This window comes from Bacillus sp. MBGLi79, from assembly GCF_002953915.1.
Window position 1 is genome coordinate 3,079,091 of sequence record NZ_CP026521.1, and the last position, 14,791, is coordinate 3,093,881.

General features: G+C 44.0%; 14 protein-coding genes and 1 other annotated feature (1 of these 15 only partly in view). Of the genes, 3 read left to right on the top strand and 11 right to left on the bottom strand.

Features of this window, described 5'->3' with window-relative positions; translation table 11 throughout:
- Nucleotides 1-231, bottom strand: a binding site (T-box leader); it reaches 2 nt to the left of the window's first position.
- Between the two features lie 59 nt (nt 232-290).
- Nucleotides 291-461 (bottom strand): YrzK family protein, encoded by a 171-nt coding sequence (locus C1T29_RS15705; RefSeq protein ID WP_014664807.1) that lies wholly within the window; start codon nt 459-461, stop codon nt 291-293.
- Nucleotides 462-593: 132 nt separating this feature from the next.
- Between C1T29_RS15705 and C1T29_RS15710 the strand changes: the two genes are divergently transcribed.
- Entirely contained in the window at nt 594-2,150 is a 1,557-nt protein-coding gene (locus C1T29_RS15710) for an N-acetylmuramoyl-L-alanine amidase family protein (RefSeq protein ID WP_103749953.1), read from the top strand.
- Between the two features lie 26 nt (nt 2,151-2,176).
- Here the strand turns inward: C1T29_RS15710 and dtd are convergent, their stop codons facing one another.
- The 8 genes from dtd to comN all read right to left on the bottom strand — a co-directional run bounded on the left by dtd (nt 2,177) and on the right by comN (nt 11,549).
- Nucleotides 2,177-2,617 (bottom strand): D-aminoacyl-tRNA deacylase, encoded by a 441-nt coding sequence (dtd, locus tag C1T29_RS15715; RefSeq protein WP_071581519.1) that lies wholly within the window; start codon nt 2,615-2,617, stop codon nt 2,177-2,179.
- 12 nt (nt 2,618-2,629) lie between these two features.
- The gene (relA, locus tag C1T29_RS15720; protein ID WP_003229747.1) at nt 2,630-4,834 is read right to left on the bottom strand and encodes a GTP diphosphokinase; all 2,205 of its coding nucleotides are present in this window, start codon (nt 4,832-4,834) and stop codon (nt 2,630-2,632) included.
- 168 nt (nt 4,835-5,002) lie between these two features.
- Nucleotides 5,003-5,515, bottom strand: a complete 513-nt coding sequence (locus tag C1T29_RS15725; protein ID WP_014477521.1) for an adenine phosphoribosyltransferase — start codon at nt 5,513-5,515, stop codon at nt 5,003-5,005.
- 5 nt (nt 5,516-5,520) lie between these two features.
- Nucleotides 5,521-7,881 carry a single-stranded-DNA-specific exonuclease RecJ gene (recJ, locus tag C1T29_RS15730; RefSeq protein WP_069149974.1) on the bottom strand — a complete coding sequence of 787 codons (2,361 nt, stop codon included), beginning with the start codon at nt 7,879-7,881 and terminating at the stop codon, nt 5,521-5,523.
- Between the two features lie 66 nt (nt 7,882-7,947).
- Nucleotides 7,948-8,271: a LapA family protein gene (locus tag C1T29_RS15735; protein ID WP_095432351.1), complete on the bottom strand. Its 324-nt coding sequence runs from the start codon at nt 8,269-8,271 to the stop codon at nt 7,948-7,950.
- A 74-nt stretch (nt 8,272-8,345) separates the two neighbouring features.
- Nucleotides 8,346-8,843: a cation:proton antiporter regulatory subunit gene (locus C1T29_RS15740; RefSeq protein WP_103749952.1), complete on the bottom strand. Its 498-nt coding sequence runs from the start codon at nt 8,841-8,843 to the stop codon at nt 8,346-8,348.
- Between the two features lie 157 nt (nt 8,844-9,000).
- A complete protein-coding gene (gene secDF, locus C1T29_RS15745) occupies nt 9,001-11,214 on the bottom strand; it encodes a protein translocase subunit SecDF (protein ID WP_103749951.1) in 2,214 nt (737 codons plus the stop codon).
- Nucleotides 11,215-11,252: 38 nt separating this feature from the next.
- The gene (gene comN / locus C1T29_RS15750) at nt 11,253-11,549 is read right to left on the bottom strand and encodes a post-transcriptional regulator ComN (RefSeq protein ID WP_103749950.1); all 297 of its coding nucleotides are present in this window, start codon (nt 11,547-11,549) and stop codon (nt 11,253-11,255) included.
- Between the two features lie 115 nt (nt 11,550-11,664).
- Here comN and spoVB point away from each other — a divergent pair, with 115 nt between their 5' ends.
- Nucleotides 11,665-13,221, top strand: a complete 1,557-nt coding sequence (gene spoVB / locus C1T29_RS15755; RefSeq protein ID WP_103749949.1) for a stage V sporulation protein B — start codon at nt 11,665-11,667, stop codon at nt 13,219-13,221.
- Between the two features lie 3 nt (nt 13,222-13,224).
- Here spoVB and C1T29_RS15760 read toward each other — a convergent pair whose 3' ends face one another.
- Nucleotides 13,225-13,881, bottom strand: coding sequence for a DUF421 domain-containing protein (locus tag C1T29_RS15760; protein WP_103749948.1), 657 nt, complete (start codon nt 13,879-13,881; stop codon nt 13,225-13,227).
- A 197-nt stretch (nt 13,882-14,078) separates the two neighbouring features.
- On the opposite strand from C1T29_RS15760, the gene C1T29_RS15765 reads away from it, so the two are divergent.
- A complete protein-coding gene (locus C1T29_RS15765) occupies nt 14,079-14,468 on the top strand; it encodes a TIGR04086 family membrane protein (protein WP_168781261.1) in 390 nt (129 codons plus the stop codon).
- Nucleotides 14,469-14,521: 53 nt separating this feature from the next.
- Here the strand turns inward: C1T29_RS15765 and yajC are convergent, their stop codons facing one another.
- The gene (gene yajC / locus C1T29_RS15770) at nt 14,522-14,788 is read right to left on the bottom strand and encodes a preprotein translocase subunit YajC (protein WP_003237527.1); all 267 of its coding nucleotides are present in this window, start codon (nt 14,786-14,788) and stop codon (nt 14,522-14,524) included.
- Between the last annotated feature and the right edge of the window lie 3 nt (nt 14,789-14,791).

Consider the following 14,791-nt stretch of genomic DNA (forward strand, 5'->3'; position numbering starts at 1 on the left):
TAGGGACGAGAGTTATACCCGTGGTGCCACCCTAGTTGGAATATGTTCATATTCCCGCTCGATCCTTTAACGCAGGTTCACGTTCACTGCCTAATGGCGTTATTCACGCGTTCAGCAGGAAACCTCCGGAGTGTTGTTTCGAGAAAGACGCAATGGGATCCGCTTTCAGCCTGGGGCGGGTTCCTCTCTAGCCATGCAATCTGACCTACTCTTCTCCATTATTGGTTCAAATCTTTCATCATTTGCTATGTACTCAATTTCTATTATAATAATGGGATTGGGGTTCTCTGTCAAGCTTTATTCCGGTTGTTTTTCCTAAGTGCTGCTTCTTTGGACATAAGACCAAATTCAGATGCTGTTTCCGTTAGATAACCAGTTGTATCGGGATCTGCGTGATCGCTGTAATGCAGATTTGCTTCACCGTCTTGAAATGCCCGTCCCATTTTTGGATGATATTTCATGATTTGCACACCTTTTTGATTGTATTTACGCCTAGTATAAACAAATCATTTTATTTTTATTTAAAAATCAGAAAGGACTTTACGATATTAAACAAGAATGCTTTTTTAATGATCATCTGAAAGGAGGACACAATGAGCAAGAAATACTTTGTCCTTATTGTATGTATTATTTTCACCGGAGCGCTTTTCCCGACATTTTCATCCGTTACAGCCGCTCAAGGAGAAGCAGTCATCGCAACAGATGAAATGAATGTCAGAAGCGGCCCGGGGCTTAGCTACGGCATTACAGCGGAAGTAAAAAAGGGAGAACGCTATCCCATTTTAAAGGAAGATGGAGACTGGGTGCAGATCCAGCTTGGTTCCGGAGAAAAAGGCTGGGTAGTCTCCTGGCTTATTACAAAGGAAGATCAGGCCAGCACAAGCTCTTCAGGAAGCAGTGACACTGTGACATCAACAGACCCCGATCTGCGGATGAGAACCGGCCCGGGTACTTCATACGAAGTCATCGGCAAATTCCCGCGAGGCAGCCAAGCATCTGTCATTGATAAAGATTCTGGCTGGATCAAGATTTCCTATCAAAATGCCACCGGATGGGTGTCATCTGAGTATGTCACGTCAGGAGGCAGCAGTTCAGCATCTAATGAGAGTGACCAAACCGAGGATTCCGGTGCGTCAACGACGGGCACAGTCGGTGTTTCTTCACTAAATGTAAGAGCCTCCGCCTCACATGACGCGGCAATTATAACAAAACTTGACCGCGGAACGAAACTGACGGTTCTCAACGAGAAAAATGGCTGGGCTCACATTGAGGTGAACGGGCTGAAAGGCTGGGTTGCAAGCCATTACCTTTTGACTAATTCTGATCCAGCTGAGAATTCGGCAAATGCAAGCAGTTCGTCCTCCGCTAAAAAAGCCTATATTATGTACGGAGGAACGAATCTAAGAAGCAATGCGTCAACATCAGCTTCGATCGTTGAGCGTGCTGCCAAAGGAGATTCATACACCATTACCGGTTCAAAGGGAAACTGGTATGAAATCAAGCTTGATAACGGGCAGACTGCTTATGTAGCCAATTGGGTAGTCCAAACATCTAAAAGCGCAGAAGAAGCAGGTGAACCGCCAGTCTCTGATTCTCCGTCTGGAAACGGCTCTCTCAACAATAAAACGATTATTGTTGACCCGGGACACGGAGGAAAAGACAGCGGAACAATCGGGTATTCGGGGAAATTCGAGAAAAACCTGACGATCAAAACGGCAAAACTGCTCGCCAGCAAACTTAGATCGGCTGGGGCAGATGTGTATGTGACACGCCAGGATGATACCTTTGTCAGCCTGCAGTCACGGGTCTCCACGTCTCACTATCGCAACGCTGACGCCTTTATCAGCATTCACTATGATAGCTATGCGGATACCTCTACAAGAGGCAGTACTGCATACTACTACAGCCCTGCCAAAGATCAGGAACTCGCATCAGATGTACACTCTGAAGTGGTAAAGCGGTCTTCCATTCCAGACCGCGGCGTGTTATTCGGGGATTATTATGTGCTCCGGGAAAACAGACAGCCCGCTATGCTGTATGAGCTGGGATATGTAAGCCATCCGCAGGAAGAAGCCATTGTACATAGCAATTCATACCAAGAAAAAGTAACAGATGGGATCGAAAGCGGATTAGAGAAGTACTTCCAATAAAAAAAGCTGCCTCTTGGCAGCTTTTTTTATTTTGAATCCATTATAAGCGTGACCGGTCCGGAGTTTGTAAGCTGAACATCCATCATGGCTCCAAACGTTCCGGTCTCTACTTTGATTCCTTTTTCACGAAGCAGGTCATTCCATTTTTCATAAAGGCCTAAAGCTTTATCAGGTTTGGCCGCATTCATGTAGTTCGGCCGGCGCCCTTTTTTCGTATCTCCATAAAGCGTAAACTGTGAGACAGATAAAATTTCTCCTCCTATATCTAAAAGAGACAGATTCATTTTTCCTTCACTGTCATCGAAAATACGGAGATTGACAACTTTATCGGCTAAATAAGCTGCATCCTCTTCTGTGTCATCGTGAGTGATGCCGACCAGCACCATGAGGCCTTGTCCAATTTTGCCGACGACCTCTTCGTCCACTGTAACGCTTGCTTCTGTTACTCGCTGAACAACTAATCTCATTTTCTAACCCCTTTAGTTCATGACGCGGCGCACAGAGTAGATATCTCTAATCTGTTTAATACGCTCGACGACTTTGTGCAAGTGATTGATGTTCTGAATAAAAATCGCCATATGAATGGTTGCCACTTTATTGCGATCCGATTTGCCAGAGACAGATGAAATATTTGTTTTTGTTTCGTTCACTGCCTGAAGCACCTCGTTCAGCAATCCGCGACGGTCGTACCCAAGAATCTCTATCTCAACATTGTATTCCTTGCGCTTTTGAACCTGTGACTCATGTTCCCACTCTACCGGGATCAGCCGCTCTTGGGCTTCATTCGTTTTGACATTCGGACAATCTTCACGATGGACCGAAACCCCTCTGCCTTTTGTGATAAAGCCGACAATATCATCACCCGGCACAGGATTGCAGCATTTTGATAAACGGACAAGGAGGTTGTCGATGCCCTTGACGCGAACACCAGCTTCCCGTTTTCTTCCTTGAGGGTATGGCTTAGGTTCCCCAGTGACTTCCTGAACGATCTTTTCCTGTTCTTCCTGATCGCGCTGTTTTCTCTCTTTTTCTGTTAGGCGGTTTGCCACCTGGAGAGCTGTAATGCCGTTGTAGCCGACCGCTGCGTACATATCTTCTTCATTTGAGAAATTAAATTTGTCAGCAACCTTTTGAATATTCTCCGGTGTTAAGACATCCTTCAATTCAAAATCCAGGTTTTTTATTTCTTTTTCGACCAGTTCACGGCCTTTTTCGACATTTTCTTCACGTCGCTGTTTCTTAAAGAATTGACGGATCTTATGCTTCGCTTGGGATGTTTGGGCAAGCTTCACCCAATCCTGGCTCGGACCATAGGAATGCTTAGAAGTGAGAATTTCAACGATATCACCTGTCCGAAGCTTATGGTCAAGCGTAACCATTTTTCCGTTCACTTTGGCACCGATTGTTTTATTGCCGATTTCAGAGTGAATCCGGTAAGAAAAATCAATCGGAACAGAACCGGACGGAAGCTCGATTACATCTCCTTTTGGCGTAAAGACATACACCATGTCAGAAAACAAATCAATTTTGAGCGATTCCATAAATTCTTCTGCATCTGTCGATTCATTTTGAAATTCTAAAATTTCACGGAACCAAGAAAGCTTTTTCTCAAAGGTTGCGCCTTCATTGGCTGCTTTCCCTTCTTTATAAGCCCAGTGAGCCGCAACCCCGTATTCAGCGATTTCATGCATTTCGAAGGTGCGGATCTGCACTTCCAGCGGATCGCCTTTAGGCCCAATAACCGTTGTATGAAGCGATTGATACATATTCGGCTTCGGCATTGCGATATAATCTTTGAATCTGCCGGGCATCGGTTTCCAGCATGTGTGAATGATGCCGAGCACCGCGTAGCAGTCCTTTATGCTATTCACAAGAATACGGACAGCCAGCAAATCGTAAATTTCATTAAATTGCTTATTTTGCAGCACCATTTTTCGATAAATGCTGTAAATATGTTTCGGACGTCCCGAGAAGTCAGCCTTGATATTCACTTCTTCGACACGTTTCTTCACTTCATTGACAACCTCATCGACATAAAGCTCACGTTCTGCGCGTTTCTTCTTCATGAGGTTGACAATTCTGTAATATTGCTGAGGATTCAAATAACGGAGCGCCGTATCTTCCAATTCCCATTTAATTTTTGAAATCCCGAGACGATGCGCCAAAGGAGCAAAAATTTCCAGTGTTTCATTGGAGATTCTTCGCTGTTTTTCTTGAGGCAGATGTTTCAATGTCCGCATATTGTGAAGACGATCCGCCAGCTTGATCAATATGACCCTGATATCTTGAGCCATAGCGACAAACATTTTGCGATGATTTTCCGCCTGCTGTTCCTCTTGAGATTTATATTTAATTTTGCCGAGTTTTGTTACGCCGTCTACAAGCATTGCCACTTCTTCGGAAAATGCTTCTTTCAGGTCATCGAGCGTCACATCTGTATCTTCCACGACATCGTGCAAAAATCCGCCCGCAATTGTGGAAGGGTCCATTTCAAGATCGACGAGAATCCCCGCAACCTGAATCGGATGAATAATATATGGCTCGCCCGATTTGCGGTATTGCTCGCGGTGAGCATCTTCAGCGTACAGATATGCTTTTTCGACAAATGCGATATGCTCATCAGATAGATAGCTTCGCGCTTTATCAATAACTTGCTCGGCAGTCAATACTTGTTCGTTCGCCATGGAATCACCTTTTTTAAAATGTAAACTGTATTGTAGTTTATTATCAAGAAAAAAACGAAAGATGTAAAGAGCAGAAGTTCAAATAGCCAAATATTATATAAAATAAATGCAAAACAATAGGAAAAAAGCACCCTGACATGGAGTGCTTTTTTCGTTATGCGATTATCCTTAGTATTTCATTAATGTTAAGATGTCATAATCTTCCAACTTATCTCTGCCGTCAAGGTAAGAAAGCTCGATTAAGAAAGCGATACCAGCAACAACGCCGCCAAGTTCTTCAACAAGTTTGATTGTCGCTTCAATTGTGCCGCCTGTCGCAAGCAGGTCATCTGTAATAAGCACACGCTGACCAGGCTTAATCGCATCTTTGTGGATCGTTAATACGTCTTTTCCGTATTCCAAGCCATAATCCACTTTAATTACTTCACGAGGCAATTTGCCTTCTTTGCGGACCGGCGCAAAACCTACGCCAAGCGCGTAAGCAACGGGACAGCCGATAATAAAGCCGCGCGCTTCAGGGCCAACGACCAAATCGATTTGCTTTTCTTTCGCATATTCAACAATTTGATCTGTGGCATAGCGGTATACATCGCCTTTATCCATCAGTGTTGTAATATCTTTAAATTGCACGCCCTCTTTCGGGTAATCCGGTACAATTGTTACGTATTGTTTTAAATCCATCTGTTTTATGTCCTCCTCGTACTTTCATAAGCCTCTGAATCTTGTTTCATCAGCTTATTCAGCCATTCCTTCAGCTCTTCAGCAGAAGAATAATTCAGCTTTTGATCCAGTTCCATCAGCTGCTGTTTCGCCTGATATGTTTGTGAGTCTGTTAAGTCACGTTTCTTTGCTCCGCTCACAACAGACAGCACACCATTCTCTATTTTAACAAAACCGAGATCAAAAAACACCTTTGTCATGAAATTGATTGTTTCAACGGACCAGCCTTTATGTTTTGCAAGCTCTGAACCGTGTTTTTTCACATCAAAAGCGCCTCTTTTCAGCAAGAACGCATAATACCATTTAAAGTGGTCTCTTGCGGGAAAAGTCGATAAAAAGTGGTCCTCATGATTGAGAAAAATAAAATATATCCGCTCAGGCGCCTTTCCTTCCAGCAAACGTGCGAGCATGTCCAACGAAGGCGGCGGATCCAGCAATACAATATATGCACCATCGAGGTCAAACGCCTTTGCTTGATCTTCTGAGCTGATGACCTGCACTTCTTGACGAAGGCCTTCAGTTTGAAGAAGTGTTGTTGAGTCTTCTTTGAAAGAGACAATGGCCCGTTTAGCAGATGGAAGGGCGGAAACTGTATCTTCCCACGTCCGTTTTCCCCTTAAATCAAATAGCTGCCATTCAGAAACAGCGGCGTCCTTTATCATAAGCTGCGGTTTTTTCCGATTGTTCCATTCGTTGATTGACATCTCACCGACAATGGAAATTCTTGATCCCGGTACGATGCCTTCTTCGAGCTCACCTTTATTAAAACCGACGCAATCAAGCTGAGACGACTCATTTTTGATCGTCATTTTGACATGAGTTTTATTTGCCCCTATCTTGCGGACATCTTCCAGTACTGCGTTTTCTACGAGAACGTGCGGTTTCGGGTTCAGCATGCCAAAAGGAGAAAGCATGTTCATTTCTGTGATGCTTTCAACTGTAATGTCCTCGACGCTGCAGACAAGGTCTACTTCCTGTACAGGAACAAAATCCTCTTCCGTAAGCGTATTGTCCGCTATTTCATTCAGCCTGCTTCGCAAATTCGGCACATCCTCGGCTTTGAGCGTCATCCCCGCTGCCATTGGATGGCCGCCGAAATGAGGAAGAATATCTCTGCATTCAGAAAGGCTCTCAAATAAATTAAACCCCCTGATGCTTCGGGCCGAACCTTTAGCGATCCCCTTTTCTTCATCAATGCCAAGCACAATAGCAGGGCGATAGAAACGGTCCACAAGCTTTGAGGCCACAATCCCGACGACTCCCGGGTTCCATCCGGCTTTTGCCACGACAATTGCAGTTTGATCGAGCCCTTGCCGTTCAACCATTTCAATCGCTTCATCCGTCATTTTGCTGACCATTTTTTGGCGCTCTTTGTTCAGCTGGTCAATTTCTGCGGCAAGCTCTTCCGCTTCAAACGAATCCTCTGACATGAGCAAATGAACAGCTGGGTCCGCCTGTTCGATTCTTCCGACGGCATTCAGCCTTGGAGCGAGCTGAAATCCGACAGTTTCTTCGTTCGCTTCTCCGATGTCTCCGCCTGACAGCTTAATCAGTTCTTTTAAGCCGAGCCGGTTTGTCCGCCGGAGCCTTTCAAGTCCTAGTGTTGCAATTAATCTGTTTTCGTCATGCAGCGGGACAAGGTCAGCAATGGTGCCGATTGCCGCCAGGTCAAGCAGTTCATCCGGAAGTTCACCCAATAAAGCATGGGCCAGCTTAAACGCGACTCCGACCCCTGCAAGCTCTTTAAACGGGTAAGTGCAGCCCGGCTGCTTCGGGTGGACGATCGCATGGACATCCGGAAGCTCCGGTCCCGGTTCATGATGATCTGTAATGATGACATCCAGTCCGAGTTCTTTTGCCACCTTCGCTTCATGCACAGCGGCAATTCCTGTATCAACCGTAATGATCAAAGAGAAGCCCCGTTCTTTAATCGAACGAAACGCCTGTTCATTAGGTCCATATCCTTCTTTAAAACGGTCAGGTATATAAAAATCAACTTGAGCCGATAGTTTTTGCAGCGTGTGAAGCATCACTGACGTACTGGTAACCCCATCGGCGTCATAATCGCCATATATCATAATCTGTTCTTGTTGTGAAATCGCCTGTTTTATTCGATCTGCCGCTTCTTTCATGCCTTTCATTTCAAAAGGATCATAAAAATCGGCATCCTTTGTATGTAAAAACAGCCTAGCGCTTTCTGCCGTATCAAAGCCTCTTTTTACAAGCAGGGACGCAACAAGAGGTGTTATATGCAATTGTTCTGTGAGTGATTTGACCTTATCCTGATCTGGTCGCTGGATTTCCCATCGCATTTTTGACGCTAACATAAATTCACCCCTCAACCACCCTATTATACTAGAGCAGGCTGAAGGGTTTCAAATAATATTCGAAAACTAGTCTTTTTTCTCAATCATGGCTGAAGCATCCTGTGTGTCGGTCTGATCAGCAAGCTGGGTATCCTCTTGTTTATGGATTGCAGTTCTATTTTCTTTCCGCAGCGTTTTGATTTCCCGCTTTAATTTCATCACCTGAAAAACGCCGACAGAAAATACAATGAGCGCTCCCATTAAAACCGAGCCTAAAATAACAAGAATAAGCGGCCATTCTGACCTGCCAAACAGGTAATCAACTTCTACGGATCGAACATTAATAACTGCAAAAATAGCGACAATTAAGGTGAAAATAAGTGCGAAAATAATGGTCCATTGTTTATTCATTCTCTTTCCCCCAAACTTCTTATTGAGGTAACTTTCCCTATCAAGACTGGTTTTAAACATGGCTTAATACTATGTTAAGCCATGTTTGCGGTCAATTTTTCCCGGATCAGCCTCTTCAGTCCGCTTCCCTCACCGGACATGACAAGTGTATCGCCTTCATCAATGACTGTTTCAGAACTCGGATTTAGTTGTTTATCCTGATTCTTCTTAATCATTGCAATGACCGTCACATGATATTCCTGCCCCACATCCAAATCACCAATCGTCTGATGAATGGCAGGCGCTCCCGCTTCTGCTTTACACCACTCTATCATGAAATCATCAAGGGCTGACTCGACCTGTTCTATTGCTTTCGGTTTATATGCCATTCCGCCAAGAATTGCAGAAATCTGCCTTGCTTCAGCGTCATCAAGCTGCATGGAGGCAACACATTCTTCATGGTCGTTTTCGTCAAAATAGTAAAGCTCTTTCCGTCCGTCATGATGAATGATAATTGAAATTTTATCACGGTTTCTAGTAACCATTTCAACTTTTTGTCCTATGCCCGGCAGCTCTGATTCGCGAACCCTCATATATAAACCCTCCTACATATCTGAAAACCAGTCACAAACACGTTTAACACCATATATATGTTTAAATGTAAGCGTATGTCATTATAGCAAATGCCTGTTTTAAGTTCAATGAAACTTCAAAAAACAGGCTGTCCTGCAGAGGACAGCCTGATATGTTTTATTGACCCGAGTCTTTTTTCAATTCTTTCCCTTTCCATGCAAGCCAAATTTGTGCGGCAATGTATAGAGAGGAATAAACGCCTGTTAACAGCCCGATCAATAAAGCAATTGAGAAGTTTGTAATAGAAGATGCTCCAAAGATCAGCAAAGTGATAACAACGATCACGACAGTTAATACAGTGTTAATAGATCGTGTAAAGGTTTGCTGCAGGCTCAGGTTTACAATATGGTTCAGGTCGGCAAATGTTTTCGGCTTGCGCTTTTTCATATGCTCGCGAATCCTGTCAAATGTAACAATTGTATCGTTAATCGAATACCCGATAATCGTCAGGACGGCCGCGATGAACGTAACATCAATCTCCAGCCTTGTAATACTGAAGAACGTGACGATAAAGAATGCGTCATAAAGCAGTGAAGCGATTGCGGCAATCGCCATTTTGTATTCGAATCGGATTGAAACGTAAATAATGATGCCAATAGAAGCTATTGCAACTGCGTACAGCGCATTTCTTGCCAGCTCTTTTCCGACTGTCGGTGAAACTGTGCTGACATTCGGCTCTGTTCCGTATTTGTCTTTAAAGTGCGTTTTTACTTTGGCAATCGTTTCTTTATCAGGCACTCCAACAAAACGGGCAACACCGATATTGCTCTTTTCACCCGACAGAACAACAGTATCAGGGTCCATACCCAGAGATTCAAAATCCTTCTCAACTTGCTCTGTCGTCAGCTTATGGTCACTTTGCACTTCAATCCGTGCGCCGCTTGCGAAGTCAATGCCAAGATTCAGCTTGAACACAAGCAGGATAATAATCCCGGCAATCGTGACCGCAGTGGAGAAAATAAAGAAATATTTGCGTTTGCTCGTGAAATCCCATTTTTGGAACGGCGTATGCGGCTCTGTATTTTCGTCCGTATCCTGAATATCCATAATATGCTTCTTATTAACGCCGAACCAGCCTTTTTTCCGGTCAAGCCATCTGCTTTCCACAAGGAGAGAAAGGAGAAATCTTGATAGGAAAACGGCAGTGATAAAGCTTGTCAAAATCGACAGAATCAGCATTGTTGCAAACCCTTTAACAGAGCTTGTTCCAAAGATAAAGAGCACAACCGCTGCAATAATGGTTGTAATATTCGCGTCAAAAATCGTCGCAAATGATCGTCTGTTTCCTGAACGGAAGGCAGAACGGACTGACTTGCCTAGCTTAAGCTCTTCTTTAATCCGCTCATAGGTGATGATGTTGGCGTCAACCGCCATCCCTACCCCTAAAATGAGCGCGGCAATCCCCGGAAGCGTAAGTACAGCATTCATCCAGTCAAAGACCTGGAGTGTAATGTAGATATAAACGGATAGCGTAATCACCGCGATAAATCCCGGCAGACGGTAATAGAAAAGCATAAATAAGAAAATAATTGCGATACCGATAGTACCGGCAAACACCGTATCATGGAGAGCTTGCTGTCCAAATTGTGCGCCTACTGATGTTGAATATTTTTCAGTCAGTTTTACAGGAAGCGCGCCGGCGTTTAAAATGTTTGCTAAATCTTTCGCTTTTTGAACGGTAAATTGTCCTTCAATCGTAACGTCTTTTGTGTTCAATTCCTTACTTACATTTGGAGCTGATACATATTTAGGATGCTCTTTTTGAACTTCTTTTTTAAAGGAGTCCCCTTTTTCGTAATCCAGCCAAATGACAAGCTGGTTGTTTGGCGCCATCTTCATGACCTTTTTGGTCACTTCACCAAATTTATCAGCATCTTTTAATTTAATACTAACAATAGGTTCGTTTGTTCTAGCATCATATGTTTGTTTAGCCCCATTTTCGACGAGGTCAGAGCCATTCAGCAATTCTTTGTCATTCGTATCTCTGAAAGAAAGCTGCGCTTCAGTAGCCAGAATTTCACGCGCTCTGTTTTGGTTTGTCACCCCAGCGAGCTGAACGCGAATCCGGTTATTTCCTTCAATTTGGATGTTCGGTTCGCTGACACCGAGAACATTGGCCCGGCGGTTCAACGCCTCTACTGTGCTGACCAGAACGTCTTTTGTGATTTTGTCACCTTTTTTTACAGGCTGTACATCATACAGCACCTCAAATCCGCCTTGCAAATCCAATCCTAACGTAATATTGTTCGCAGCAGGCTTCGTAAAGTAGCCCAAGCCCGTGCCGATCAATAGAACGAAAAGGAAAAACGCAATCAAGCGTCCTTTTTTCATTATGTATATCCTCCCTTAAACCTGTGCGAATCAATCTGCTATCTAAGCAGTTCTTCCAATGCTTCCTGTCCTTCTTCACTGCCCAGCCAATTAGACGTTTTGAATGACTCAACGGTTGCATAATTCATAAATTCGCCAATTTTCACTGATAAGATATCACTCGCCAGTTCATAAATGTTCAGTTCCATTTTCTTTTTCCACTTCTTATTTGTTAAGTATGACCACAAACTTTCAAGTTCAACATCATCATACCCGAGAATCTTAAACTCTTCCAGTTTGCTGTAAAGAAACGGCCTGATGTGGTCTTTATATAGATCGGCGGGATGCTTCTCCATGAATTCCACGCTCCTTTTTTATTGTTTTTCATGAAGACTTGTCATGCTTGGACGATATATACGCATATCTTTATTGTATATGATTCCAGGTAGTTTGAGAAGGCAGGGGGTAAAAATGGCGAAACAGACGTTTTTAAAGGGCACTCTTATTCTTATCGCAGCAGGAATGGTTACAAGAATGCTCGGGTTTGTCAACCGGGTGGTTATCGCCCGGTTTATCGGTGAAGAAGGGGTCGGGCTTTACATGATGGCGGCGCCTACCTTTTTCTTGGCCACTACATTAACTCAATTCGGTCTGCCGGTCGCGATCAGCAAGCTTGTCGCTGAAGCCAGTGCGCGCGGAGATCATCAAAAAACGAAAAACATTTTAGTCATGTCTCTGACCATCACGGGAGTGCTCAGCCTCATCTTTACACCGCTGTTTCTGTTTTTCGCCCCGGTTATGGCTGAAACGATGCTGACAGATAAGCGAACACTGTACCCGCTTCTGGCCATTACGCCGGTCGTGCCGATTATTGCTATATCGAGTGTGCTGAGGGGGTACTTTCAAGGAAAACAGAATATGAATCCGCTCGCTATGTCACAAGTCCTTGAACAGGTCGTCCGTATTTCACTCGTGGCTGTCTGCACAACGATTTTTCTCCCTTACGGAATTGAATATGCTGCAGCGGGGGCCATGCTATCCTCAGTGGCAGGTGAGCTGGCATCCCTTCTTTATTTATTCGTTTGCTTTAAGTATAAAAAAACAATTAAAATCAGAAAGCATTTTTTCCAGTCAATTAAAAACGGAAAACAAACCTTTACCCAATTAATGAGCGTGTCCCTTCCAACTACGGGGAGCCGCTTTATCGGAAACCTCTCTTGGTTTTTCGAGCCAATTTTCGTCGCTCAAAGCCTTGCCATTGCAGGTGTGGCGACAATTTCCGCAACAAAGCAATACGGTGAACTGACCGGCTTTGCCATGACCCTGCTGACTCTGCCCAGCTTTATTACATATTCTTTGTCGACCGCGCTTGTTCCTGCGATCAGTGAAGGAATGGAACAGAAAAAATTGCAGGTGGTGGAATACCGCTTGGAACAGGCGATGCGTCTCTGTCTACTTAGCGGAGGCATTTCAGTTGTTATTTTATTTGTATATGCGGATGAGCTGATGAGAGTGATGTACGGTTCCTCAAGCGCAGCTGTATTTATAAAAGTGATGGCCCCGTTTTTTCTGCTTTATTATTTCCAAGGCCCACTTCAAGCTGTGCTGCAGGCGCTTAATTTGGCAGGAGCTGCGATGATGAACAGCTTAATCGGAGCGCTTGTCAAAACAGGTCTTATTTTTGTCCTAGCCACAAGGCCGTCTCTTGGCATTATGGGGGCGGCATTGGCCATTGTTACAGGCATGGTGCTCGTCACGCTATTGCATGCAGCAACCGTAAGCAAAGTGCTGCCGATCAGCATTAAAATTAAGGAATACGCACTCAGCTTCGCTGTTATTGTGATTAGCGGATTCATCAGCTCCGCCATCAAACAATATATTCGTTTTGGAGCATCCGAGGCTGTGAATCTCGCCGGATGGATTGCGGTGAGCGCCGCTATTTACATTGCCCTCCTGCTCGTTTTCCGTTTAATTAAAAAAGATGAGCTTCGCCGCATTCCTATTATCGGACGTTTGATCATCCGATAATGGTCACGTACGGTGCCCATCTTTTTCATCAATAAATAATTCTCCGTCTGTAAACGAGCAAAATGAAATATCTGAAGGGTCTGTGTACCCGTGTTTTTGCAAATTTCCAAGCAGCCATTGTTTATCTTTACCGATTCTGGACAGGTTTTCGGTTTGAATGGAGCCGTCAAGGATGAGCGGCAAGTCGAGCTGCCGATGCTCTCCGCTATTTTCTTTCTTTACAATAGTCAGTTTGCCCGACGGTTCTAAAATCGCAAATGATACATCAGCTACTCTGTCGATACTATTTTCTCTGAGCTGAACCATTAAATCATCAAAATTATACCGCTGTGATCTCATCGCGTCTTCGTCAATTTTCCCATATTTAATAATTATGGTCGGCTTACCGTCAAGAAGCTGGCGGACTTTTCGGTTTTTTAAAGATAAGTATGCGAATGTCACTTGAATAACCATTAATACAAGCATTGGCAAAATGGTGTGAAACAAATGATCTTCTACGTTTTCTATGGCCAAAACGGCAATTTCAGCCATCATGACAAAGACAACGAGGTCTAAAATGCTAAGCTCCCCGATCTCCCGTTTGCCCATGAAACGAAAAATGATCAGTATCACAAAATACAATACGATTGTGCGAAACGTAATAGTGAGAAGCTCTTCCATCATGCACCTCCGACTCATCATAGGATGCAACAAAACGAACAATTTATGTAAGAAAAACCGATTGTATTTCATAAAGCTTTTACGTCTAATTCAAGGGTTAAGGGAATACATTTTTACAAAGACGAGCCATCAGCATGTCTGACGGTTTTGCACAAAAAGAACAGAAGCCTTTTAATACAGGCAGAGAGGAGACAATCATGGAGGAAACGAAACAAATTGGAAAAGGCATTCTTTACGGCTTAATCGCCATATTTTCAGCCATGCTCCTGACAAGTTTAGCGGTTTCACTTTTATTGACCGCAACCTCGCTGGAAGAGTCATCATTTAACTGGCTGATCACCGCTATCTCATTTCTCTCTTTATTTATTGGCGGATTCATTTCAGGCGGGAAAGGCAAGGAAAGAGGCTGGATGATTGGCGCATTGACTGCTTTAAGTTTTTCACTGATTATTTTATTGTTTCAGTATTTAGGATTTGGAAAGACATTTACGGCAGAACAGCTGCTCTTCCATCTGGGGTTTTTAGGGGTGTGCATGCTGGGCGGGATTTTCGGTGTAAACATAAGGGGAAACAGGTCTTCCACATAAAAAAGAGCGGGCTCACCCGCTCTTTTTTTGTTTGCTATGTATAGCTCCTGCTGTTATTCAGCAGCAGAAACTTCTCTGATCGCACGGCGGTCGAACGTAAGACGTGTGTTTTCACCAGTCTTAATTACGACTTTGCTCTCATCGATAGAGTCAACAGTACCGTGCAATCCCCCGATTGTCACTACTGAATCGCCTTTTTTCAGTTCCTCCTGCATTTGGCGTACAGCCTTTTGCTGCTTTTGCTGAGGACGAATCAGCAAGAAGTAAAGGACCGCAAACATTAAAATAATAGGAACCAATGTGCCTAAAGTGCCAGTCATCAT

Bases quoted from the DNA above. Each gene is read 5' to 3' on its own strand.
- C1T29_RS15705 (WP_014664807.1), bottom strand. From the start codon at position 461: ATGAAATATCATCCAAAAATGGGACGGGCATTTCAAGACGGTGAAGCA.
- C1T29_RS15710 (WP_103749953.1), top strand. From the start codon at position 594: ATGAGCAAGAAATACTTTGTCCTTATTGTATGTATTATTTTCACCGGA.
- dtd (WP_071581519.1), bottom strand. From the start codon at position 2,617: ATGAGATTAGTTGTTCAGCGAGTAACAGAAGCAAGCGTTACAGTGGAC.
- relA (WP_003229747.1), bottom strand. From the start codon at position 4,834: ATGGCGAACGAACAAGTATTGACTGCCGAGCAAGTTATTGATAAAGCG.
- C1T29_RS15725 (WP_014477521.1), bottom strand. From the start codon at position 5,515: ATGGATTTAAAACAATACGTAACAATTGTACCGGATTACCCGAAAGAG.
- recJ (WP_069149974.1), bottom strand. From the start codon at position 7,881: ATGTTAGCGTCAAAAATGCGATGGGAAATCCAGCGACCAGATCAGGAT.
- C1T29_RS15735 (WP_095432351.1), bottom strand. From the start codon at position 8,271: ATGAATAAACAATGGACCATTATTTTCGCACTTATTTTCACCTTAATT.
- C1T29_RS15740 (WP_103749952.1), bottom strand. From the start codon at position 8,843: ATGAGGGTTCGCGAATCAGAGCTGCCGGGCATAGGACAAAAAGTTGAA.
- secDF (WP_103749951.1), bottom strand. From the start codon at position 11,214: ATGAAAAAAGGACGCTTGATTGCGTTTTTCCTTTTCGTTCTATTGATC.
- comN (WP_103749950.1), bottom strand. From the start codon at position 11,549: ATGGAGAAGCATCCCGCCGATCTATATAAAGACCACATCAGGCCGTTT.
- spoVB (WP_103749949.1), top strand. From the start codon at position 11,665: ATGGCGAAACAGACGTTTTTAAAGGGCACTCTTATTCTTATCGCAGCA.
- C1T29_RS15760 (WP_103749948.1), bottom strand. From the start codon at position 13,881: ATGGAAGAGCTTCTCACTATTACGTTTCGCACAATCGTATTGTATTTT.
- C1T29_RS15765 (WP_168781261.1), top strand. From the start codon at position 14,079: ATGGAGGAAACGAAACAAATTGGAAAAGGCATTCTTTACGGCTTAATC.
- yajC (WP_003237527.1), bottom strand. From the start codon at position 14,788: ATGACTGGCACTTTAGGCACATTGGTTCCTATTATTTTAATGTTTGCG.